The organism is Actinomadura sp. B10D3 (assembly GCF_039871695.1).
GTDB lineage: Bacteria > Actinomycetota > Actinomycetes > Streptosporangiales > Streptosporangiaceae > Spirillospora > Spirillospora madurae.
In genome coordinates, this window is the sequence record NZ_JBDPLY010000025.1 from 18,147 (window position 1) to 41,238 (window position 23,092).

21 protein-coding genes are annotated in these 23,092 nt (G+C 74.0%); 10 read left to right on the forward strand and 11 right to left on the reverse strand.

Annotation, left to right across the window (positions count from 1 at the left end; genetic code table 11):
* Positions 1-37 precede the first annotated feature (37 nt).
* From ABGB11_RS30225 to ABGB11_RS30260, 8 genes are read left to right on the forward strand one after another with little or no spacing between them, the layout of a single operon-like run.
* Complete coding sequence (locus tag ABGB11_RS30225) at positions 38-1,657, forward strand: ABC transporter substrate-binding protein (protein WP_347638308.1); 1,620 nt, start codon at positions 38-40, stop codon at positions 1,655-1,657.
* A gap of 6 nt (positions 1,658-1,663) precedes the next feature.
* A complete protein-coding gene (locus ABGB11_RS30230; protein WP_347638309.1) occupies positions 1,664-2,590 on the forward strand; it encodes an ABC transporter permease in 927 nt (308 codons plus the stop codon).
* Between the two features lie 7 nt (positions 2,591-2,597).
* Positions 2,598-3,554 (forward strand): ABC transporter permease, encoded by a 957-nt coding sequence (locus tag ABGB11_RS30235; protein ID WP_347638311.1) that lies wholly within the window; start codon positions 2,598-2,600, stop codon positions 3,552-3,554.
* Positions 3,555-3,562: 8 nt separating this feature from the next.
* Complete coding sequence (locus ABGB11_RS30240) at positions 3,563-4,597, forward strand: ABC transporter ATP-binding protein (protein WP_347638313.1); 1,035 nt, start codon at positions 3,563-3,565, stop codon at positions 4,595-4,597.
* Positions 4,581-5,600, forward strand: coding sequence for a dipeptide ABC transporter ATP-binding protein (locus ABGB11_RS30245; RefSeq protein ID WP_347638315.1), 1,020 nt, complete (start codon positions 4,581-4,583; stop codon positions 5,598-5,600). The genes ABGB11_RS30240 and ABGB11_RS30245 overlap by 17 nt, the downstream gene beginning before the upstream one ends.
* A gap of 43 nt (positions 5,601-5,643) precedes the next feature.
* Positions 5,644-6,504 carry a fused MFS/spermidine synthase gene (locus tag ABGB11_RS30250; RefSeq protein ID WP_347638317.1) on the forward strand — a complete coding sequence of 287 codons (861 nt, stop codon included), beginning with the start codon at positions 5,644-5,646 and terminating at the stop codon, positions 6,502-6,504.
* A 33-nt stretch (positions 6,505-6,537) separates the two neighbouring features.
* The gene (locus ABGB11_RS30255; protein WP_347638319.1) at positions 6,538-7,311 is read left to right on the forward strand and encodes an SDR family oxidoreductase; all 774 of its coding nucleotides are present in this window, start codon (positions 6,538-6,540) and stop codon (positions 7,309-7,311) included.
* A 60-nt stretch (positions 7,312-7,371) separates the two neighbouring features.
* A complete protein-coding gene (locus ABGB11_RS30260) occupies positions 7,372-9,375 on the forward strand; it encodes an ATP-binding SpoIIE family protein phosphatase (RefSeq protein ID WP_347638321.1) in 2,004 nt (667 codons plus the stop codon).
* A 7-nt stretch (positions 9,376-9,382) separates the two neighbouring features.
* Here the strand turns inward: ABGB11_RS30260 and ABGB11_RS30265 are convergent, their stop codons facing one another.
* The 11 genes from ABGB11_RS30265 to ABGB11_RS30315 form a co-directional block, all read right to left on the reverse strand.
* On the reverse strand, positions 9,383-10,519 hold the full coding sequence (locus ABGB11_RS30265) for a hypothetical protein (protein WP_347638323.1): 1,137 nt from the start codon (positions 10,517-10,519) through the stop codon (positions 9,383-9,385).
* 86 nt (positions 10,520-10,605) lie between these two features.
* On the reverse strand, positions 10,606-12,198 hold the full coding sequence (locus tag ABGB11_RS30270; RefSeq protein WP_347638325.1) for a fused response regulator/phosphatase: 1,593 nt from the start codon (positions 12,196-12,198) through the stop codon (positions 10,606-10,608).
* Positions 12,195-13,907, reverse strand: a complete 1,713-nt coding sequence (locus ABGB11_RS30275; RefSeq protein WP_347638327.1) for an ATP-binding protein — start codon at positions 13,905-13,907, stop codon at positions 12,195-12,197. Before ABGB11_RS30275 ends, ABGB11_RS30270 begins: the two co-directional genes overlap by 4 nt.
* Before the next feature lie 3 nt (positions 13,908-13,910).
* Positions 13,911-14,963: an ATP-binding protein gene (locus tag ABGB11_RS30280; protein ID WP_347638329.1), complete on the reverse strand. Its 1,053-nt coding sequence runs from the start codon at positions 14,961-14,963 to the stop codon at positions 13,911-13,913.
* The gene (locus ABGB11_RS30285) at positions 14,951-15,361 is read right to left on the reverse strand and encodes an ATP-binding protein (RefSeq protein WP_347638331.1); all 411 of its coding nucleotides are present in this window, start codon (positions 15,359-15,361) and stop codon (positions 14,951-14,953) included. Before ABGB11_RS30285 ends, ABGB11_RS30280 begins: the two co-directional genes overlap by 13 nt.
* Positions 15,358-15,744: an STAS domain-containing protein gene (locus ABGB11_RS30290; RefSeq protein WP_347638333.1), complete on the reverse strand. Its 387-nt coding sequence runs from the start codon at positions 15,742-15,744 to the stop codon at positions 15,358-15,360. Before ABGB11_RS30290 ends, ABGB11_RS30285 begins: the two co-directional genes overlap by 4 nt.
* Complete coding sequence (locus tag ABGB11_RS30295; RefSeq protein WP_347638335.1) at positions 15,744-16,577, reverse strand: STAS domain-containing protein; 834 nt, start codon at positions 16,575-16,577, stop codon at positions 15,744-15,746. Before ABGB11_RS30295 ends, ABGB11_RS30290 begins: the two co-directional genes overlap by 1 nt.
* 191 nt (positions 16,578-16,768) lie before the next feature.
* A complete protein-coding gene (locus ABGB11_RS30300) occupies positions 16,769-17,605 on the reverse strand; it encodes a DUF4253 domain-containing protein (protein WP_347638337.1) in 837 nt (278 codons plus the stop codon).
* Positions 17,606-17,717: 112 nt separating this feature from the next.
* On the reverse strand, positions 17,718-17,888 hold the full coding sequence (locus ABGB11_RS30305; RefSeq protein WP_347638339.1) for a hypothetical protein: 171 nt from the start codon (positions 17,886-17,888) through the stop codon (positions 17,718-17,720).
* A 12-nt stretch (positions 17,889-17,900) separates the two neighbouring features.
* Complete coding sequence (locus ABGB11_RS30310; protein ID WP_347638341.1) at positions 17,901-20,327, reverse strand: FtsX-like permease family protein; 2,427 nt, start codon at positions 20,325-20,327, stop codon at positions 17,901-17,903.
* On the reverse strand, positions 20,324-21,070 hold the full coding sequence (locus ABGB11_RS30315; protein WP_347638343.1) for an ABC transporter ATP-binding protein: 747 nt from the start codon (positions 21,068-21,070) through the stop codon (positions 20,324-20,326). The genes ABGB11_RS30310 and ABGB11_RS30315 overlap by 4 nt, the downstream gene beginning before the upstream one ends.
* Before the next feature lie 172 nt (positions 21,071-21,242).
* On the opposite strand from ABGB11_RS30315, the gene ABGB11_RS30320 reads away from it, so the two are divergent.
* Together ABGB11_RS30320 and ABGB11_RS30325 are read left to right on the forward strand one after the other, a co-directional pair.
* Positions 21,243-22,463: a sensor domain-containing protein gene (locus ABGB11_RS30320; protein WP_347638345.1), complete on the forward strand. Its 1,221-nt coding sequence runs from the start codon at positions 21,243-21,245 to the stop codon at positions 22,461-22,463.
* Positions 22,451-23,089, forward strand: a complete 639-nt coding sequence (locus ABGB11_RS30325) for a response regulator transcription factor (protein WP_347638347.1) — start codon at positions 22,451-22,453, stop codon at positions 23,087-23,089. The genes ABGB11_RS30320 and ABGB11_RS30325 overlap by 13 nt, the downstream gene beginning before the upstream one ends.
* Positions 23,090-23,092 lie beyond the last annotated feature (3 nt).

A 23,092-nucleotide genomic window follows, 5' to 3' on the forward strand; every position in this document is an offset into this window, starting at 1 on the left:
GTCCGCGCGACGAAGCAAAACGGGGCCGAGGAGGAGCATGACCAGCCTGAGGGGTGCCGGAAGGGGCGTCCGCGTGAAGGTGGCGGCGCTCGCCGCGGTGGCGCTGGCCGCGTCGCTCGGCCTGACCGCCTGCGGCGGCGACGACGCCAAGGCCGGCGACGGCACGTTCACGGTGGGCCACTCCGAGCCCGACCACCTGCTGCCCGCCAACACGACGAGCAGCTACTCCTTCGACGTCATCACGGAGATGTTCGACAACCTGATGACGCTGACCAACGACGGCAAGGCCGTCCCGCTGGCGGCCGAGTCGGTCACCTCCGACGACCAGAAGGTCTGGACGATCAAGGTCAAGGCCGGGCAGAAGTTCCACAACGGCGAGCCGGTGACCGCGCAGAGCTTCGCGGACGCGTGGAACAACGCCGCATACGGGCCGAACGCGATGGGCGCCAACGACTACTTCTCGTACATCAAGGGGTACGAGGAGATGAACCCCGAGGACGAGGACGCCAAGCCGAAGGCGGACAAGCTGTCCGGGCTCGAGGTCGTCGACCAGAACACGCTCAAGGTCACGCTGAACGATCCGTTCAACCAGTTCCCGCAGCTGCTCACCTATCCGGCGTACGCGCCGATGCCGAAGGCGGGGCTCAAGGACCTCAAGGGATTCGACGACCAGCCGATCGGCAACGGCCCGTACAAGATCGAGGGCAAGTGGGAACGCAACAAGCAGATCAAGCTGGTCGCGTTCGAGGGCTACACCGGGCCACGCAAACCTAAGAACAAGGGCGTGACCTGGAAGAGCTATTCCAGCGCCGACACCGCCTACACCGACCTCCGGGCCGGCCGGATCGACGTCCTCCAGACCATCCCGGCCGGGAAGGTGTCCGAGGCCAAGCGGCTGCTGGGCGACAGGTTCCTGCCGCGCAAGATGGGCACCATCGACTACCTCGGCTTCCCGCTGTTCGACAAGCGCTTCGCCAGCGCCGACCTGCGCAGGGCGTTCTCCATGGCCATCGACCGCGAGGGCATCAACAAGGCGGTCTACAACGGCGACTACATCCCCGCCGACTCCCTGCTCCCGCCGATCATCTCCGGGTACCGCCAGGGCGCCTGCGGCGAGCTGTGCACCTACAACCCGACCAAGGCCAAGGAGCTGTACGAAAAGTCGGGCGGCTTCGAGGGGACGCTGGAGCTGTACTTCTCCAATGCGCAGCCGACGTACGCGCAGTGGATGACGATCGTCGCGAACTCCCTGCGAGACAACCTCGGCATCCAGAAGATCGAGTTCCGCCAGGTTCCCGCCTCCGACTACTTCTCCATGCTCAGGGCGCGCGAGGAAAAGGGCCCGTACCGGCAGAACTGGGAGGCCGACTACCCGAGCGCGCAGAACTACCTGGAGAACATGTGGCGCTCGGACGCCAACCGCATGGGCTGGGAGAACAAGGAGTTCGACGAGCTCATCGCCAAGGCCAACCGGTCGTCCGACCAGCAGGAGGCCCTGAAGCTCTACAACCAGGCCGAGGACGTCGCCATCCGTGAGATGCCGATGATCCCGCTGTGGACGTGGGTGGGCCAGGGTGGCCGGTCAGAGAAAGTGGACAATGTCAAGATCACCCCGTACGCGTCGGGGCTGGTCGCCACCGAAGTGACGGTGAAGTAGCCGGCGATGTGGCGCTACGTCCTCCGGCGGCTCCTGCAGGCGGTCCCGGTCTTCATCGGCACCACGCTGTTCATCTACGCGATGGTGTTCGCGCTGCCGGGCGATCCGATCCAGGCGCTCGCCGGGGACAAGCCGGTTCCGGAGAACGTCCTGCAGACGCTCCGGGACCGGTACAACCTGAACGACCCGCTGCTGGTGCAGTACGCGAAGTACATGTGGGGCCTCGTCCAGGGCGACCTGGGCGAGAACTACACCGGCCAGAGCGTGTCGGAGATGCTCAGCGGGCGCTGGGCGGTGACCGCGCAGCTCGCGGTCACCGCCTGGCTCTTCGAAATGGGCATAGGGATCATGCTCGGTGTGTGGGCGGGCCTGCGGCGTGGCAGGCTCGCCGACACCCTCGTCCTCGGCGGGACGACCCTGGTGATCGCGGTCCCGGTGTTCGTGCTCGGCTACCTCGCGCAGATCCTGTTCGGCCTGCACTGGAAGATCTTTCCGACGGCCGGGACGGACGACGGGTGGCCGATCAGCTACCTGCTGCCCGGCCTCGTCCTGGGCTCGCTCGGCCTGTCGTACGTGGCGCGGCTGACCCGGACGAGCCTCGCGGAGAATCTGCGGGCCGACTACGTCCGCACCGCCAACGCCAAGGGGCTGTCCCGGGCCCGGGTCATCGGGCGGCACGCCCTGCGCAACTCCCTGATCCCGGTGGTGACCTATCTGGGCGTCGACTTCGGCAACCTGATGGGCGGCGCGATCGTGACCGAGGGCATCTTCAACCTGCCCGGCATCGGGCAGCAGGTGTTCACCTCGATCCAGCTCAAGGAGGGCCCCGTGGTGGTCGGCGCGGTCACGCTGCTCGTGCTGATCTTCCTGCTGGTCAACCTGATCGTGGACCTGCTGTACGGGGTGCTGGACCCGCGGATCAGGTACGAGTGAGGAGAACATGACGATCAAGGAGCCGGACGCCGGGCCGCCGGGCGCCGAGCCCGCCGCGGGCGCGGGGGCCCCGGGCACCGGCGCCGCGGCCGTCGCGGTCGCGGGCGGCGAGATCGGCAGGGCCTCGCTGTGGGACGATGCCTGGCGCGACCTGCGGCGCCGCTGGGTCTTCTGGGGCTCGATGGCGATCCTCGCCGTGGTGGCGGCGATGGCCGCGTTGCCGCGGCTGTTCACGGCCACCGAGGCCAACAAGGGGTGCGACCCGAACGTGGCCAAGCTCGGCCCGTCCGGCGACCACTGGTTCGGCACCGACCTCGCGGGCTGCGACTACTACGCGCACGTCGTGCACGGCGCCCGCCCGACCCTGCTGATCGGCGTCGCGGTCACGCTGTTCGCGCTGCTGATCGCGCTCGTGTTCGGGATGCTCGCGGGTTACTACGGCGGTGCCGTCGACGCACTGATCGCCCGGCTCACCGACGTGTTCTTCGGGCTGCCGTTCGTGCTGGGCGGCACGGTCATCCTCGTCGCCTTCCCCGGGCACGGCGTCGGCGCGATGACGCTGGTGCTGGTGCTGCTCGGCTGGACGACGATGATCCGCATCATGCGCGGCCAGGTCATCGCCGTCCGGGACGCCGACTACGTGCACGCGGCGCGGCTGCTCGGCGCGTCCGACCGGCGGATCATGATGCGGCACATCCTGCCGAACGCGATCGCCCCGGTGATCGTGATCGCCACCCTCAACGTCGGCCACGTGATCGTGGGCGAGGCGACGCTGGACTTCCTCGGCGTCGGCCTGCAGTACCCGGAGGTCTCCTGGGGCCTGCAGCTCAACCAGGCGAAGGACTCCTTCATCGACCATCCGCACCTGCTGATCTTCCCCGCGGCGTTCCTGTCGGCCACGGTGCTGAGCTTTCTGATGCTCGGCGACGCCGTCCGCGACGCCCTCGACCCGAAGCTGCGGTGATCGGAGACATGAGCACGGAACTGAAGGACGACCCGGTACCGGCGCCCCGGCCCGGTGCGCCGCTCCTGGAGGTCGACGACCTGCACGTGCGGTTCCGCGTACGGGACCAGGACGTCCGCGCGGTGAACGGCCTGTCGTACACCCTCGCCGAAGGGGAGACGCTCGCGATCCTCGGTGAGTCGGGGTCGGGCAAGAGCGTCGCGGCGCAGGCCGTGATGGGCATCCTCGACGTCCCGCCCGCCCGCATCGAGCGCGGGTCGGTGAAGCTGCGCGGCGAGGAGCTGCTCGGCCTGCCCGAGAAGCGCCGCCGCGCCTACCGGGGCGACCGCATCTCGATGATCTTCCAGGACGCGCTGACCGCGCTGAACCCCGTCTTCACGGTCGGCGACCAGCTCCGCGAGATGTACCGGGTGCACCGCGGGCTCGGCCGCCGGGAGGCCAGGGACAAGGCCGTCGAGCTGATGGAGCGGGTCAGGATCCCGTCCGCCGCCAGGCGGCTCGGCGACTACCCGCACCAGTTCTCCGGCGGCATGCGCCAGCGCATCATGATCGCGATGGCGCTCGCCCTGGACCCGGACGTGCTCATCGCCGACGAGCCGACCACCGCGCTCGACGTGACCGTGCAGGCGCAGATCATGCGGCTGCTCGCCACGCTCCAGGACGAGCTGCGCATGGGCATGGTGCTGATCACCCACGACCTCGGCGTGGTCGCCGGCGTCGCGGACCGGATCGTCGTCATGTACGCCGGGTCGGTCGCCGAGCAGGCGCCCGCCCGCGAGCTGTACGCGCGGCCCGCCCACCCCTACACCCGGGGGCTGCTGGCGTCGGTGCCGCGGCTCGACCGGCGGGACGCGGCGCTCGTGCCGATCAAGGGCTCGCCGCCGAACCCGGCCGCGCTCCCGCCCGGCTGCCCGTTCCAGCCGCGCTGCCCCCGCGCCGAGGCGGTCTGCGCCGCCGAGACGCCGCCGCTCGTGACGGTCGCCCCCGGGCACGACGCCGCCTGCCACTTCGCCGCGGAGGTGTACGGTGCCGGAGCAGAGTGAGCAGCCGATCCTCCAGGTCGAGGGGCTCGTCAAGCACTATCCGGTGACCCGCGGCATCGTGTTCCGGCGGGCGGTCGGGCACGTCAAGGCCGTGGACGGCGTCGACCTGGAGCTGCGCCGCGGCGAGACCCTCGGCGTCGTCGGGGAGTCCGGCTGCGGCAAGTCGACGCTGGCGAAGCTGCTGCTCGCCGCCGAGCGGCCGACGGACGGCACGGTCCGCTTCGATGGCCGCGACGTCTTCGCGCTGCCGAAGAGCGAGCTGCGGGCGATGCGGCGCCGCATCCAGATGGTGATGCAGGACCCGTACTCGTCCCTCAACCCGCGCATGACGGTCGGCGACATCGTCGGCGAGCCGTTCGCTACCCACCCGGAGGTCGCGCCGAAGGGCGAGCGGCGCCGGCGCGTCCAGGAGCTGCTGGAACTGGTCGGCCTCGACCCCGGCCATGTCAACCGGTACCCCCACCAGTTCTCCGGCGGGCAGCGGCAGCGCGTCGGGATCGCCCGCGCCCTGGCGCTGCGGCCCGACGTCATCGTGTGCGACGAGCCGGTGTCGGCCCTGGACGTCTCGGTCCAGGCGCAGGTGATGAACCTCCTCGCCGAGCTGCAGCGCGAGCTCGGCCTGGCCTACGTGTTCATCGCGCACGACCTCGCCGCCGTCCGCCACATCTCCGACCGGATCGCCGTCATGTACCTGGGCAAGGTCGTCGAGACCGGCGACCAGGAGCAGATCTACGAGCACCCCACCCATCCGTACACGCAGGCGCTGCTGTCGGCCGTGCCGGTGCCCGACCCGGACGCGGCCGGCTGGACGGACCAGATCCGGCTGGAGGGGGAGCCGCCGTCGCCGATCGACCCGCCGTCCGGCTGCCGGTTCTGCACCCGCTGCTGGAAGGCGCGGGACGTCTGCGCGGAGGAGGAGCCCGCCCTGGAGGCGCGCGACGGTTCCGCCCATCCCAGCGCGTGCCACTTCGCGGCGGAGGTCACGCTGACGGAACGGACGTGAGGTACCGCGGGCCGTGCGGGGCGCGGTCCGTAGGGTGGAGGCCATGGCACGCAAGGGCAGGCACGGACCCCGGCCGCGGACCTACGAGATCGCCGGCGGGGAGGCCGAGCTCCTGCGGGACGCCGACCGCGACGGCGGCTGGATGCTCCTCGTCGACGGCGTGCCCCAGTCGTACGTGAACCTGACCGACCCGACCTACCTCGACTTCGAGTACATGCGGCTGATGGGCGACGTGGTCGACTCCCTCGGGCCGGACGGCGAGGCGTTCGACGCGGCCCACATCGGCGGCGCCGGATGCACGCTGCCGCGCTACATCGCCGCGACGCGGCCCGGCTCCCGGCAGGTCGTGCTGGAGCCCGACGCGGAACTGGTGCAGCTCGTCCGGGAGCGGCTGCCGGTCAAGGGCGTCCCCGGCCTGCGGATCCGCGTCACCGACGGGCGCACCGGGGTCGCGGCGCTCCCGGACGAGGCCGACGACCTCGTGGTGATGGACGCGTTCGCCGGGGCGTCGATGCCGCCGGAGCTCGCGACACGCGAGTTCGTCCTGGACGCGGCGCGGGTGCTGCGCCCCGCCGGCGTCTACCTGGCCAACGTCGCCGACGGCTTCCGGCTGCCGTTCGCCCGGCGGGTGACCGCGACGGTGCGCTCGGTGTTCCGGCACACGCTGCTGATGGGCGATCCCGGCGTGCTGCGAGGCCGCCGCTTCGGCAACCTGATCGTCGCCGCGTCGCGCGAACCGCTCCCGGTCGCGGAGCTGACCCGCCGCGCGGCGGGCGGCATCGTCCGGGCGCGGCTGCTGGAGGGCGGCGACCTCGCCGCCTTCTGCGCGGGCGCGGCGCCGCTGCGCGACGGCGAGGAGATCGTCACGCCCGTCCCGCCGCCGCAGGTCTTCGGGAGGTCCTGACCCGCGACGGCGCCACATGAGAAGGAGGAAGCGATGATTCTCGTCACCGGGGCGAGCGGCACGCTCGGCACGCCGGTCACCCGGCTGCTCGCCGAGGCGGGCGCGGACGTGCACGGGCTCAGCCGCCGCGCGCGGGAACCCGAGGCCGGGGTGACCTGGCACCAGGGCGATCTGTGGAAGGGCGAGGGCGTCGACGCCGCGCTCGAAGGCGTGGAGACGATCGTGCACTGCGCCAGCGACCCGTTCCACACCAAGCGGGACCTGGCGGCCACGCGCCGGCTGGTCGAGGCCGCGCGCAGGCAGGGCGCGCCGCACCTGATCTACATCTCGATCGTCGGCGTCGACAAGATCCCCTACAGCTACTACCGGACCAAGCACGCGGTGGAGAGGCTGATCGAGGACTCCGGCCTGCCGTACACGATCCTGCGCACCACCCAGTTCCACACGCTCCCGGACATGGTCTTCACCGTCCTCACCAAGATCCCCGGGGTGGTGGCGCTGCCCAGGAACCTGCGCGACCAGCCGATCGACGTCGGGGAGGTCGCGGAGCGGCTCGCCGAGCTCGCGCTGGCCCCCGGCCCCGCGAGGCGGGTGGAGGACATGGGCGGCCCGGAGGTGCTCACCGCCGAGGAGATGATGCGGGACTACCTGGCGGCGCGCGGCCTGCGCAAGCCCGTGCGGCTTCCGCTGCCGCTGCCGGGGAAGGCCGCGCGCGGATTCCGGGAAGGCCACCATCTGACCCCGGACCGGGCGGTGGGGAAGCGGACTTGGAGGCAGTTCCTGGACGAGACCCGTACGCATCGGTAACGGACGGATTCCCCTCCCGTATCGGCCTCATGCGGCCGCGCCATGTCCCATAATCGAGCGATGGAGTCGTCCACCCGAATTCTCATTCTCGGCATGGACTCGTCGGGGAGAATTCTTCAGTTCGACCGCAATGCCGCTGCCGTGCTGCGCCCGGACCCGGACGACCTGCTGGGCGCGCACCTGGACGAGGTCATCCCCGGTGCCCGGGAGCCTCTGCTGGAGGCGCTGAAGGCCAGGCGGGAGCGGACCGCCATGCTCGCTGTGGAGAACCCCGCGGGCGGGTCCCTCGACGCGGTCGTGACCGTCCATCCGATGAACGGCGGCGCGCCCGACGTCGTCGCGCTCGCCGTCGTGCGGGTTCCGGTGCCGCTCGCGGACCGTTTCGTGGACCCGGCGGTCATCCGGCGGGCACTGCTGGACGACGCGCTGCCGCGGATCGGCTCCACGCTCGACCTGGAAATGCTGGCCCGCGGCCTGATGGACGTGCTCGTCCCGCATTTCTGCAATTCCGGTGCGCTGATGCTCCTGGAGAGCCATATCGACGCCGACGAGCCGCCGGAGGGTCCCGACGGCCCGCAGCTGCGCCGGATGGCGATCGGGTTTGACGACGAGGATCCGGCCTGGGACGCGACCTTCCCGACGGGGGAGTCCCTCGTCTACCCGGAGGGCAGCCCGCACGTGCTCTGCCTGGAGTCGGGCGAACCGGTGCTGCGCGCCCTCGGCGGCGAGGGCGCGGCCAGGCTCGCCGCCGCGTGGCGGCGCCCTCCCGTCGCCGAACTGCTCAAGGGCGCGTCCCTGCTGCTGCTGCCGATCACGTCGGCGGCGGGCATCCTCGGCATCTTCGTGTGCACGCGCAACGCCGCGCACCGGCCGTTCGACGCCTACGACGTCGAGATCGGGATGGAGTTCGCCAACCGGGCGTCCATCTTCATCGAGAGCGCCCGGCAGTACTCGCGGGAGCGCGCGACCGCGCTGACCCTGCAGCGCAGTCTGCTGCCGACCGGGCTGTCCGCCCCGTCGCCGGTCGAGGTGCACCACCGCTACCTGCCGGGCAGCCGCCTCATCGAGGTCGGCGGCGACTGGTACGAGTCGATCGCGCTGCCCGGCGGCCGGGTCGCCCTCGTGGTCGGGGACGTGGCCGGGCACGGCGTGAAGGCCGCCGTCACCATGGGCCGGCTCCGCACCGCGATCCACACCCTCGCCGGCCTGGAGCTGCCGCCCGCCGAGGCGCTGGAGCGGCTCGACTGGCTGATGGAGACGCTCGGCGAGCGCGAACCGCACTTCGCCACCTGCGCCTACGTCGTCTACGACGCGGTCAGCGGCCGCTGCGAGGTCGCCAGCGCCGGGCACCTGCCGCCGCTGCTCGTCCCGCCCGGCGCCGACTCGGAGTACCTGCCGGTGCCGCCCGCGCCGCCGCTCGGCGTCGGCGGCGACGGCCCGATCGTCAGCCGCGAGTTCACCGTCGAGGACGGCACGCTGCTGTTCCTCTACACCGACGGCCTGGTGGAGAACCGGGCCCGCGACATCGACGACGGGCTCGCCCGGCTGCAGGCGACGTTCGGCCCGGGTGCCGCGGCACGGCCGCTGGAGGACCTGTGCCAGGCGGCGCTCGACGGCGTCTACGACGACCAGCACCGCGACGACATCGCGATGCTCGTGGCGCGGCTGGCGCGCATCCCCGCCGACCGGCACGCCTCCTGGGAGCTGCCCGCCGAGCCCGCCGCCGTCCGCCGCGCCCGCGGCCTGATCCGCGACCGGCTGGCCCGCTGGGGCCTGGAGGACATGGCCTACACGACCACGCTCCTGGCGTCCGAGCTGGTCACCAACGCGATCCGGCACGCGGGCGGCCGGATCGGGCTGCGGCTGGTGCGGGAGGGCGGCCTGGTCTGCGAGGTGTTCGACTCCTCGGACGGGCGGCCCCGCATCCGCCACCACGACGAGGAGGACGACGACGCGAGCGAGTCGGGCCGCGGCCTGCACGTGGTGGGGCGGCTGGCGCAGCGCTGGGGCGTCCGCCGCACCAAGGGCGGCAAGGTGGTCTGGTGCGAGCAGGAACTGCCGTGACCGCGCCCTAGCGCAGCACCGAGATGTGCACGTGGTCGTAGTGGTTCTGGGTGATGCTGCCGCGGTCCTCCATCGGCCGCCAGCCGCCGCCGCGGACGTTCCAGATCCGCTGCCGCCAGATGACGTAGGAGATCCCGAGCCGGCGCGCGTTCGCCACGGCGTACGCGGCGACCTGGTCGCCGTGCCGCTGCGCCCCCGCGCTCGGCATCCGGCCGCCGGTGCTCTCCATGAAGTCGCAGGCGCGGCCCACGCCGTGGTCCTGCGGGTCGCCGGTGGAGCGGTGGCAGCCGATCACCGGGAACGGGCCGAACATGCCGGCGATCTCCAGCAGGACGGTCCGCATCGTGGGCGTCATCATGTTGCCGGTGATGGGCGTGCGGTCGCCAGAGGCCCCGTCCGGACGCCCCGTGACCTGCGGCCGGCCCCTGCGTTTCCCGGAGCCGGCGGGGGTCTTCGGCGCCGCCAGCGCCGCCACCTTCGTGCCGCGCGGAAGGATCCTCCGCAGCCGCTTCGCCAGCTTCGCGGTGTCGGCCTTCGGGGCGCTGATGACGAGCCCGTTCCCGTCCGGCAGGCCGAGCGCGCGGGCCTGCCGGCGCGACACGACCGCGTCGATGTCGCCGATGCCCATCGACGCGTAGGCGCCGACGCGGACCCGCCCCGGGCTCGTGCTGCGGCCCGCGGTGACGACCGAGCCCAGCGGCAGCGCGTCCCGGCCCTGCTCGAAGGAGACGGCGAGGCCGCCCAGGGCGATGGTCTGCCACAGCTGGTCGGATTCGGCGGTCGGCCCCGGGACGAACGCCCGGAACCCGGACGGGTCGACGCCGAGCAGCCCCATCCGGCGCCCGCCGACCTGCGCCCGCGCGGCGTCCACGACCGTGACCCCGGCGACGCCGTCGAGCCGCCTCGCCCGCTCGACCGCCTGGGGCGGTAAGGAGGACGGACCCGCCACGAGCAGGTGCGGCGTGTACCGGCGGGTGAGCGGCGCGACGGTGGGCGTCCGCGGCGCCTGGTCCACCGAGACGAGGTTCCCGGGCTTGGCCGGCCCATCGTCGGTTCGGCGGTGCACGATGACGCCGACGTCGGCCGCCAGGGTGAGGACGACGCCCGCCGCGATGCCCGCGCAGAGCCCCCTGCCGCCTCGCATCCGTGCCCGACCCCCTCGCCGTCCTCCGCCGCATCGTAGGGGAGCGGGCGCCGCGGCGCGGTGCCGGATGGCGCCGCGGCGCAGGGTCAGACGGCGCCGCGGGCCTCGTCGCGGCGGAGCACGATCATCGCGACGTCGTCCTCGCGGTGCCCGAACTCGGCGAGCACGCGGTCGCTGAACCGCTCGAGGTCGTCGTCCATGCGGCCCGCGACGACTCGCAGCCGCTCCAGGTTGTCGGCCAGCGGGATGCCGCGGTCCTCGATCAGCCCGTCGGTGAGCAGCATGACGATGCCGCCCGGCGGCACCACGGTCTCCTCGACCGCCACGTCCTCCGCGGGGAACCCGAGCAGCACGCCGCCGCCCGAGCCGTAGCAGGCCCGGCCGTCCGAGATGTGCAGGGGCGGGATGTGCCCGGCGCTGGCGATCTGCGCGGCGCCCGTGCGGGGATCCAGCGTCAGCAGGCACATCGTCGCGGTCTGGTCGCCGTGGTAGCGCTCCAGCACGTCGTTCAGCAGCCGCAGGATCGTGACGGCGTCGTGGCCTTCGGCGGCGAAGGCCCGCAGCGCGTGCCGGATCTCCGCCATCACCGTCGCGGCGAGCAGCGAGTGGCCCTGCACGTCCCCGATGGCCACCAGGACGCGGTCGCCGCGGTCGAGGACCTCGTAGAAGTCGCCGCCGACCTCCGCCTGGTCGCCGGAGGGCGCGTACCGGACGGCGAACGCCCAGCCGGGCACCGGCGGGGTCGCCGCCGGAAGGAGGCTGCGCTGGATGGTGAGCGAGACCGTGTGCTCCTCGGTGTAGGACCTGAGCGCCTCCATCGCGAGGGCCAGGGTCTGGCCGAGCTGGCGCAGCAGGTCGGTGTCGCCCTTCTCGGGGACGCCGCGGGCGTCGATCACGATCGCGGCCGCCGGGCGGTCCGCCTTCAGTCGCGAGACCACGATCACGGCGTCCCCCTCCACCACCGTGCCGGGCATCAGCTCCCGCCATGCCCCGGCCGGCATCCGCATGACCTCGGTCCCGGTGTCGTCCGCGAGCCCGGTCATGCCGGCCAGCCGGGGGAGCAGGCCGGACGGATGGTCGCGGTACTCCGGCCCGCCGCCGCGCTCCACGGTCCGCACCGGCCTGCCGTCCAGCGGCTGGGTGAACACCGCGGCCGGCGTCCCGAAGATCGTGTGGGCGCCGTGGACCGCGACCGCCGCGAGCTCCTCGAAGGACTCGGCCGCGTTGATCCGCAGGGACGTGCGGGTGAAGGCCGCCAGCCGGGACGCCATCCGCTCCGCCCGGTGCAGGGCCCGGTAGTAGCGCAGCACCGCCTCCACGGTCGCGAGGAACTCGCCGGGATCGATCGGGTCGGTCATGTAGGCGTCCGCGCCCCGGCGCAGCCCGTGGACGCGGTCCGCGGTGTCCACGGCGTGCGCCGAGATGTGGATCACGGGCAGCGATCCCGTCCGCGGGGTGGACTTGATCCGCTCGCAGACCTCGATGCCGCTCATGTCCGGCAGCCGTACGTCCAGTACCACCAGCTCGATCTCGTGCTCGGCGAGCTGCCGCCAGGTCTCCGCCGCGGACGCGGCCTCCACCACGGCGTGCCCGGCGCGGCGCAGCCAGCTGCCGATGATGTAGCGCTTGGTGTCGTTGTCGTCGACCACCAGCGTCGTGCACACGGGCGTGCCGGTCATGCCGGCCCCCCGGTGCCGCGGAGGCCGGGAGTTTCGCCGGCCAGGGCGGTGCGCACCGCATCGGCGAGCGTCTCCGGGCCGATCCTGTCCTTGGCCAGCACCGCGCCCGCGCGGTCCAGCCGCGGGTCGTCCGAGGCCGCCACGTCCGCCGAGGTGACCAGCACGACCGGCGGCTCCGGTGGGAGTCCGGCGAGGACGTCGACACCGTCCACTTCGGGCATGCGCAGGTCCAGCAGGATGAGGCCGGGCGGGTCGGCGGCGACGGCGGCGAGCGCGACACGGCCGTCGGCGGCCTCGCTGACCCGCTCCGCGGCCTCCTCCACCAGGCCGCGCAGGAGCCGGCGGGTCGCGTCGTCGTCATCGACGATCAGCACGTGGCCGAGACCGAGCTCGGCCAGGGGCCGGTAGGGCGGCAGCCGCAGCGTCACCGTCGTCCCCTCGCCCTCGGCGCTCTCGAGGAAGAGCTCGCCGCCGAGCGCGGCGGCGAGGTGGCGGGCGTAGGGCAGGCCGAGCCCGGTCCCCCGCGCCGTGCCGCCCGGCGCCCGGTAGAACTCCTCGAAGACCCTTTCCTGCTCGCCGGGCGGGATGCCCGCGCCGGTGTCGGTGACGACGAACTCGGTGTGCCGGGGCGTCGCTCCGGCGGTGAGGCGGACCTCCCCTTCCGCCGTGAACTTCAGCCCGTTGCCCACCAGGTTCCGCAGGATGCGGGAGAGCATCTCCGGGTCGGTCACGATGACGGGGGGCGCACGGGACACGTCCACGGAGAGCGTGAGCCCGGCCTGCTCGGCCATCGGGCCCATCAGCTCCGCCAGGTGCGTCAGCAGCGCCGGGACGTTCACCGGCGCCGGCCGCGGCTCCAGCCGGCCCTGCTCGGCCCTCGCCATGTCGAGCAGCTCGTTGACCAGCGCCAGCAGGGTGCCGCCGGTCTCGCCGATCAAAATGATCTGCTGGCGCTGCTCCGGGGTGACCGGGTCGGCGGCGGGATCCAGCAGCAGCCGGGACAGGCCGATGATCCCGTTCACGGGGGTGCGCAGCTCGTGGCTGATGTTGGCCCAGAACCGGTTCTTGACCTCGACCGCCCTGCGCAGCTGGTCGGACTTCTCCTCCAGGTCGGCGTGCAGCGCCACCACGCCGCTGTTGGTCTCCTCCAGCTCCTCGGAGATCTCGTTGTAGAGGGCCATCACGCCGTGGTTGGTCGTCTCCAGCTCGGCGTTGAGGTTCCGCAGCTCCTCCAGTGCGGCGAGGAGTTCGGCGTTCTGCGTCCTGAGCTCCTCGAGCGCGGGGGCGGGCCGGAGCCGGCGGAGCCGGACGCGCAGGGCGGCCACGTCCTCGTCGGCCAGCGGAGCGGCGCCGGAGGGAAGGTCCTTGCGCAGCCGGACGCGGTCGCGGTCGCCGGTCCGGTCCTCCTCGACCAGGGTCATCAGCCGGGCCGCAGCGTCCAGCGCCTCCGGCGGGCGGTCCGGCCGGGCCCGCCCGAGATCGAGCTCGACCTCCAGGCCGGGGCGCCCGCCGCGGTCGAGGCGGAACACGACGGACACCCTCCCGGCGGACGCGTACAGCTGCCGCCCGGCCTCGCTGAGCGCGGTGGCGACCCGGACCTGGTCCTGGTGGTCGAGGCCGACCGCGGCGGCGACGTGCCGGCCGGCCTGCCGGACGGCGAACACGCCGTGCTCGTCCACGATCTCCATGCGGAGCAGGTCGCCGGCCATGCGTCACCTCCCTCCGGCCGCGGTGACGGCGAGCACGGACCGGTCGTCCCGCCGCACCCCGGCGTCGCGCAGCAGGGTCGCCGCGATCAGCAACGGGTCGCGGCGGCCGTGCCGGCCGGCGAGGTCCCACTGGCCGGTCAGGCCGTCGGAGTGCAGTACCACCACCGCGTCCGGCGGCAGGTCGTAGGAGTGCTCCCGGATCCGGTCGGAATGGACGCCAGCGATCCCCGGGACGGAGATCATCCCGGTGCGGCGCTCCGGCCCGACGATCCAGGCGCCGATGTTCCCGATCCCGGCGAACCGGACCCGCCCCGCGGACGGGTCGACCGAGGCGACGCCGACCGCGCCGCCCCGGGTGGCCGCCATCCGCCGGTGGACGTGGCGCAGGACGTCGCCGGGCCGGGCGTGCGGCGCCGCCTCGTGCGCCGCCCTGACGGCCTCCCACGACGCCCGCGCCGCCAGCGGGCCGTGCCCGAGGCCGTCGCAGAGCAGCGCGTGGACCGTCCCGCCTTCGAGCCGCGCCGTGTACGCGTCGCCGCACACCTCCTCGCCGTCGATCGTCACGGCGAGGCCGGCGAACGGCGGGTCCGCGCCGCCCTGCCCGGCGGGCGTGCCCGGAGGCAGGAACCGCGCGTACAGCACCGTGCCCGTCCGGGGCAGCGAGAACATCCCGCAGCGGTCGGAGAGCCGCTCGATCGATCCGAGCCCGAGGCCGAGGGTGCCGCCGGTCGAGTAGCCGTCCGCGCGGGAGACCGGCACGTCGGCGATCCCGGGCCCGCGGTCCATGCACACGAACTCCAGCAGCGCGGTCTCACCGGACCGGACGATGCGCACCACCATCTCGCCCTGCCGCGCGTGCCTGGCGAGGTTGGTGGCCGCCTCGGTCGCCGCGAGCTGGACCTGGCCGAGGCGCTCCCCGCCGAACCCGAGCCGCTCGGCGAACGCGGTGATCCGCCGCCGCACGCCGGCCGCCGCGCTCGGCTCCTCCACCCGCACCAGCAGCGAGTCGCCCGCCGCCGGGCTGGTCGTCCATCCGCCGCCGCTCAACGGAGCCATTTGGCCACCGTCACCGTGGTGCCCCTGCCCGGTTCGCTCCGCAGGCTGAACTCGTCGCTCAGCCGGCGGGCGCCCGAGAGGCCGAGCCCGAGCCCCGTCCCGCTCGTCCAGCCCTCGCTGAGCGCCTGGTCCACGTCCGCGATGCCGGGGCCGTCGTCGGTGAAGACGACGCGCACGCCCCGGCGGCCTCCCTCGCCGGTGGCCTGCTCCACCCGTACCGTCCCGCCGCCGCCGTGCGCGTAGGTGTTGCGGGCCAGCTCGCTCGCCGCCGTGACGATCTTGGTCTGGTCGACCAGGGACAGCCCCGCCGCCGCGGCGGCCGACCGGACCAGGTGCCGGACCCGGACGACGTCGTCGTTGGAGGCGATGGGCATCTCGCCGCCGGACGGCAGGGTCATGGGCCGTCCGCCGCGGCGGTGCGGGCGCCCGGCGGCCCGGCGCCGAGCTGCCGCATGCCCTCCTCCAGGTCCAGCGCGGTGCGCACCCCGCCCAGTGACAGCCCGAGCTCCACGAGCGTGATCGCCACCGCCGGGCGCATCCCGACGACCACCGTCTCGGCGTCCATGAGCCGCGACATGGAGGCGATGGTCGCGAACATCCGGCCGATGAACGAGTCGACGATCTCCACCGCGGTGATGTCGATCACGACTCCGCGCGCGCCGGTGCGGGAGACCCGCTCGGCCAGGTCCTCCTGCAGCGCCATGACGGTCTGGTCCTGCAGGTCGGTCTGGATCGACACGAGCAGCACGTCCCCGATCTTCAGGATCGGCACCCGTTCCATCAGTCCTCCCGCCCGGCGGCCGTCCGCACGCCGGCGCGCGCGAGCGTGTAGGCCAGTGCGTCGGCCATGGTCGGCTTGGTCACGATGTCGCCGAACTCGATGCCGAGCGTCACGATCGTCTGGGCGATCTGCGGCCGGATTCCCGAGATCACGCAGTGCGCGCCCATCAGCCGGGCCGCCATCACCGTCTTCATCAGGTGCTGGGCGACCTCGGTGTCCACGGCGGCCACGCCGGTGATGTCGATCACCGCGAACCGGCAGCCGGTCTCCATGAGCGTCTGCAGCAGCGTCTCCATCACGATCTGGGTGCGCGCGGAGTCGAGGGTTCCCACGAGCGGGACGCCGAGCACCCCGTCCCACAGCTTCACAACCGGCGTCGACAGCTCCAGCAGCTGCTCGGCCTGGTCGGCGATGACCTGCTCGCGCGCCGCCGCGTAGGTCTCGAACGTCGCCAGTCCGAGCTCGTCGACGTAGGCCGAGAAGTCGATGATCTCGCCGTAGGCGCGCTGGTCGCGGGTGGTCCTGATCTGCTCGTACAGCGCCTGCTTCAGGGCGAACACGCTGATCGCGGTCTCCCGCGGGCTGAATCCCTGCCGGGCCCGGTTCCGCGAGATCTCCGCCAGCGTCGCCCGCAGCTCGCCCGTGGCCGCCTCGTCGCCGTCCAGGGAGCGCTCGACCAGCCCGTACAGCTCGGCCAGCTCCGTCTGGACCTCACGCTCGGTGAGCCTTCCGCGGAGACCGGGGGTCACCAGCTCGACCCAGCGGGCCAGCACCGGCTCCCGCCAGGAGCGCAGCAGCTCCGTGATCCGTACATCGCCCGAGCCGTCGGTCATCGCCGCGCTCCCTCCGTGCCCCGGTCCGGACGGCGGTCGCTCGGCGGGGGTCGCCCGCGCGCATCATTCGGAGGGTCCGTCCCGGCCGCGCCACCCGGTGCTCACCCGCCCCACGGTAACCGCGGAATCGGCGGGCCCCACCGGTGGTGGCCTGGACGTTTACGTGAGATGACCACCTTTTGGCTTTGATCTCAATCCCACCAGAATGACCAGTTCGTCTTGCCGCGGATCTCCTCCGCGTAGCCGGCCAGCGTCCCCGGGCCCTGGAACAGGATGTCCGGGCAGAACGCCCAGTGCTCGGCCGCGACGTGCACGGCGTGCCGGGTGGTGACGGGGGGCGCGGCGACGCTGAGCTCCAGCGTGTTGAAGCCGAGCCCGATGACGCGGGCGCCGAACCGGTCCTCCCAGCCGCGCAGGACGGCGGCGAGCGGCGCGGTCCACTCGTTGTGGTTCAGGGCGCCCTGCCAGCCGACGGCGGCGAGCGCGTCGGCGCCCCGGTCCACCGCCACCAGGCCGAGCGACAGGCCGCGGGCGGCGAGGGCGCGGGCGTGCCGGTCGGCCACGGCGTCCGGGTCGTCGACCGGGACGCCCGCCGGGGCCGGGCCCGGACAGTGCCGCCCGAACGGGGCGAGGTCGTCGTGGTCGCCGTCCGCCTGCTCCGCCCAGTCGGCCCACACCTCGTACATGAACGCGTGGGGCTGGTAGTTGCCGACCTCGGCGACCGGCTCGGGGGCGATCTGGCCGGCCGCCCACGGCTGGTCGGTCTCGTCCATCAGCAGGGGCCACAGGCCCGAGCGCGGGTGCTCGGTGCGGAACCTGGCCCACACGCCCCCGCCCACCGGGTCGTCGCTCAGCCAGAAGGCGGGCCGCATGAGGAACTGCCGCTGCGGGTAGCCGGGGTCGGGCCAGACCAGGTCCCCGTCGGGCAGCGGCACCGACAGCGTCCGCCCGGCCGCGCCGTCCCCGGCGCCGCCGTCGAACAGCTGCGGCAGATCGCCCGGCAGGTGCCGGACCTCCACATCATCCATTTCACGCCGTTCCGGTACAGAGCATGCCAGTGGCGATCGTAACGGCGGTGAGGCCGCCCGGGGGGACGAGCCGTGCGGTTCGGCCGTCCCGGGCGGCGGGGAGGGCGGCGGGTCACTGCCCGCGGCGCCCCCGGAGGAGGAAGTCGATCAGCACCGCGACGACCGCGGCGCCGGTCAGGGCGCTGACGGCGATCTGCAGCCAGGTGTCGCCGAGGACCACGTTCGAGATGGCGTTGACGGCGATGAGGATCACGGCCAGCGTCCAGCGGGTGGAGTTGCTCATGGACGTCTCCTTTCAGGAGAGGGAGGGGGAGGTGCGCCGGCGCAGGACCGCCCGCGCCGGCAGGAGGATCGCGGCGGCCGCGGGGCCCGCCGTGCCGAGCAGGACGGCCGCGCAGGTCAGCGGCGGGACCGAGGGGAGCGGGAGGCCGGTGACGGCCGCCGCGAAGGTCAGCAGCGTCACGGCCGCGATGAGCGCCCCGGCCGCGATGCCGGTGCCGAGCACGATCGCGGCCTCCAGCCGCAGCATCCGCAGCACCTGGCGGCGGGTCGCGCCGACCAGCCGCAGCAGGGCGAACTCGCGCCGTCGCGCCGCCGTGGCGACCGCGAGCGTCGTGACGAGCCCGATGAGGACGAACCCGGTGATCGCAGCGACGATCATGCGGCCGGCGAACCCCTGCAGCCTGATCTCCTGCGAGAGGCCCGTCCGGAACGCGGCGGGGGAGACCACCCGCACGCCGGCGTAGGCGGTGGTGACGGCCGCCAGGTCCGCGTCCCCGCGAACGAGGACGTGGTCGTCGAGGGGTGCCGACGAGTGCGCGGCGACCAGCTCGCGCGGGAGCAGGACGTCGCCGAAGCCGAAGCCCCGGTCGTAGACCGCCACCACGCGGGCGCGGACGCGCGTCCCGTCGGCGAGCCACAGCGCCGCCGTGTCGCCGACGTCGACGCCGCCCGCCACGTCCCGGCCCAGCGCGACCGCGTTTCCACGCAGGTCGGCGAGCCGTCCCGAGGAGACGCCCGGATCCATGGTCGCCGCGGCGTCCGGGCCGACGCCGCGGGCGTCCAGCGAGCGGAGGTTCTTCTCGCCCAGCTCCTTGACCGCCATGACGACGCCGGTGCGCTTCACCGGCGTCGCGGCCGTCACGCCGGGGGTGCGGCGCACCGCCTCGGCGACCCCGTGCGGGAGGCCGGGGCCGGACGACACCACGACCCGGTCGGCGCGAAGGCCCTCCTCCGCCTGCACCCGCGCGGCATGCGCGACCGTGGACTGCGCGAACAGCTGGACGCCCCCGAACGCGACCGCCAGGGCGACCGGCGTGATCAGCGATCCGGCGCGCAGCGCGGCGGTGCCGGCGGCGTGCCGGGCCATCCGCCCGGACACCGGGGCGACGCTCCGGGCGGCCCGCCCGAGGACCCGGGTGCCGAACCGGGCCAGCAGGGGGCCGAGGAAGGCCGTCGCGATGATCAGTGAGATGACCAGGCCGCCGAGCGAGGCGTTCGCGGTGGGCCCGGTCGCGCCGACCGAGAAGCCGAGCGCGTTCAGGCCGAGGACGAGGAACGCCACGCCGGTGACGACGCGCCACCGGGGCAGGCCGGAGGGCTCGGCCGCCGCCTCGCCGAGCGCCTCCACCGGGCGGATCCGCGACACCCGCAGCGCGGCGAGGAGCGAGGTCGCGGCGGCGGCGAGGACCGCGGTCGCGGCCGCGGCCAGCGGGGGCAGCGGGCTGAGCGACAGACCGAAACCGTCCGGCAGCACGCCCTCGCGGACCATGGCGGCGTGCATCCCCGCGCCGAGCGCGAGGGACAGCGCGCCGCCCGTCACCGCGGCCGGGACGGCGATGCGCATCGTGTCCCGCACGATCACGCCCCGGACCTGGCCCGGCGTCGCCCCGACCGCCCGGAGCAGCGCGAGCTCGCGGCCCCGCTCCCGCACCGACAGGACGATCAGCCCGCCGAGGACCACGCACGCGGTCATCACGGCCAGGCCGCCGAACGAGGCGGTCAGCTCCACGATGCCGGGGCGCGCCGCGGCCGCGGCCGGGTCCTCGGCGTCGCCGCGCGCCGCCCCGGTCGCGACGGTGAGCCCCGGGGCGGCCTTGCGGAGCGCGTCCCCGTCCGCGTCGCCGATGACCGCGAGGGCGTCGGCCCGGCCCGGGTGCCCGCCGAGGGCGGCGGCCGTCGCCGTGGTGAAGTAGGCCGCGCCGGGGCCGTCCGCGACGAGCCCGGACACCCGGTACGGGCGGGGTGCCCCGCCGGCCTGCACCCGGACCTCGTCGCCGGGCCTGGCGCCGGCGGAGGCGCTCAGCACCACCTCGTCCGGCGCCTGCGGCGCGCGGCCCGCGCTCAGCCTGGAGGGACGCAGGGCCGCCGACTCCCAGCCGTGACCGGTCACGGTCTGGCCGGTGGAGAGCAGGACCGGGAAGGAGACGTCCGCCACCACGTCCCGCACCCCAGGGACGGCGCGCAGCTTCACCGCGACCGTGAGCGGGACCGGGGCGCGCTCGGTCAGGGGGCGGCTCTGCCTCTCCGGCTCCTCGCCGAACCGCTTCATCCGGTCCTCGACGCTCTGCGGCCCCGTCACGACCGCCGCGGCGGCGCCGAACCGCTCGACCGGGGCGTGGGCCCGCAGCGCCGACTCCAGCAGCACCCCGCACGCCCCGACCAGCGCCGCCGCGAACGCCAGCGCCGCGAAGATCCCGGCGGCCGGGCCCCTGCCCCTCACAGCGTCTCCCAGCGGGCCATGACGGCGGACGCGGTCGGGGCGGCCAGCTCGTCCACGATCCGGCCGCGGCTGAGGAACACCACCGTGTCGGCCCACGCGGCCGCCACCGGGTCGTGCGTGACCAGCACGACGGTCTGGCCGGTCAGGTCCACCGCCTCCCGCAGCATCCGCAGGACGTCGCGGGCCGTGCGCGGGTCGAGCGCCCCGGTCGGCTCGTCCGCGAACACGACCTCGGGACGGGTGATCAGCGCGCGGGCGAGCGCGGCGCGCTGCTGCTGCCCGCCCGACAGCTCCGGCGGCCGGTGCCGGAGCCGGTCGGCGAGCCCGACGCGCGAGACCACCTCGCCGAGCCAGGCGGGGTCGGCCTCGGCGCCGCCGAGCCGCAGCGGGAGCGTGATGTTCTGCTCGACGTCCATGGACGGGATCAGGTTGAACGCCTGGAAGACGAAGCCGATCCGCTCCCGGCGCAGCCGGGTCCGCTTCGCCTCGCTCAGCCGGCCGAGGTCGACGCCGCCGATCCGGACGGTGCCGGCGGTCGGGCGGTCGAGCCCGGACGCGCAGTGCAGGAACGTGCTCTTGCCCGACCCGGACGGCCCCATCACCGCGGTGAACCCGCCGCGCGGGAACGCCCTGGTGACGCCGTCCAGCGCCCGCACCTCGCCATAGGTCTTGGTGACCGAGTCCAGGCTGACCGCGCCAAGACCCGTCGCCGCCGCTGGGGCCTGGGCCGTCATCGTCGTCATGTCTTCCCTCCGTGGGACGCCGCCTCTCACCTGGACGAACCTAGGTTTAAGAGGTGGCCGGGCACATTGCCGCGTACTACCGAATCGGTGGTGTAGCGGGCTACACCACGGCATGGGTGCAGGCACGGGTGCGCGGTGCCCCGGCGTCGCTTACGGTGTGCTTCGAGGCGACATGGACAGGGCCCTGAGACGCAGCGCGGACGCGACCGCGGAGCTGGTGCGCGCGCTGCGCACCGGCCTCCCCGCGCTGGCCGGGCTCGTCCCGCTGGTGGCCGTCCTGGTGCTGCTGCCGATCGCCCTGCCCTGGCTGCCGTCGGCCGCGAAGGCGCTGCGGGCGCTGGCGAGCGCGGAGCGGCGCCGCGCCGGCCGCGTCCTCGGGCGCGAGATCCCCGAGCCGTACCCGCCCTCCCGAGGGGAGGGCGTGGCCGAGGCGCGCCGCCTGGTGCGCTCGCCGGCGACCTGGCGGGACGCGGCCTGGCTGGCGGTCCACGGCCTCACCGCCCTCGCGACCGCGATGATCGCGGTGGGGGTGTGGCCGGCGATCCCGTTCACGCTGTCGCTGCCGCTGTGGTGGTGGGCGGCGCCGGAGGGCTCCCAGTCGGCGTTCATCACGCTGGACAGCTGGCCGAAGGCGCTGACGATGCCCTTCCTCCAGGGCGCCTTCGACCTCGCCATCCTGCTGTGGCTGGTGCCGCGGCTCGCCCGCTGGCAGGCGCGGCTCGCCGAGGTCCTGCTGTCCCCGACCCGCCGGACGAGCCTCGCCGAGCGGGTCGAGGAGCTGACCGAGACGCGTGCCGAGGCCCTGGAGGCGCACGGTGCCGAGCTCCGCCGCATCGAGCGCGACCTGCACGACGGCACGCAGGCCCAGCTCGTCGCCGCCGCGCTGCGGCTCGGGCTCGCCGACCGCCGCTTCGACGGCGACCCGGAGGCCGCGCGGGCGTTGTTCCTGGAGGCCCGGGAGGGCATCGAGGAGGCGCTCGCCCAGCTGCGGACGGTGATCCGCGGCATCTACCCGCCGATCCTGTCCGACCGGGGCCTCGCCGGGGCGCTGCGCGCGCTCGCCGCCGGACAGCCGATCCCCGTCGAGACGGACGTCGAGGACGGCCGGGCGCCCGCCGCCGTCGAGGCCGCCGCCTACTTCGTCGTGGCCGAGGCCCTCACCAACATCGCCCGGCACAGCGGCGCCCGGCGCGGCCGGGTCGAGGTCCGCCGCGCCCCCGGCCGGCTGACGATCAGCGTGCGGGATGATGGCAAGGGCGGGGCCGACCCGGACCGCGGCAGCGGCCTCGCGGGCATCCGCCGCCGGGTGGCGGCGCTCGACGGGACGACCCGCCTCGACAGCCCCGGCGGGGAAGGGACGACGCTCGAGGTGGAGCTGCCGTGCGGATCGTGATCGCGGAGGACAACGCCCTGCTCCGCGAGGGCCTCGTCATGCTGCTCGAAGCCGACGGCCACGAGGTCGTCGCGTCCGCCGCCGGCGGGCCCGACGTGCTGCCCGCGCTGCTGGAGCACCGCCCGGACGCCGCCGTCCTCGACGTCCGGCTCCCGCCCGGGTTCCGGGACGAGGGGCTGCGCGCGGCGATCGAGGCGCGCAAGAGGCTGCCGGGCCTGCCGGTCCTGGTGCTGTCGCAGTACGTCGAGGAGACCTACGCGGCCGAACTGCTCGCGGGCGGCGCCGGCGGGGTCGGCTACCTCCTCAAGGACCGCGTCGGCCGCGTCGACGAGTTCCTGGACGCGCTGTCACGCGTCGCCGCGGGCGGCACCGCCCTCGACCCCGAGGTCGTCTCCCAGCTGATGGCGTCCCGCCACGACCCCCTCCAGGCGCTCACCCCGCGCGAGCACGAGGTGCTCGGCCTGATGGCGCAGGGCCTCGGCAACGCCACGATCGCGGCCACCCTCGTCATCACCGAGCGGTCGGTCAGCAAGCACATCGGCGCGATCTTCGCCAAGCTCGGCCTGCCGCCGTCCGACAGCGGGCACCGCCGCGTCCTCGCGGTCCTCGCGTACCTGAACGCATGAGGG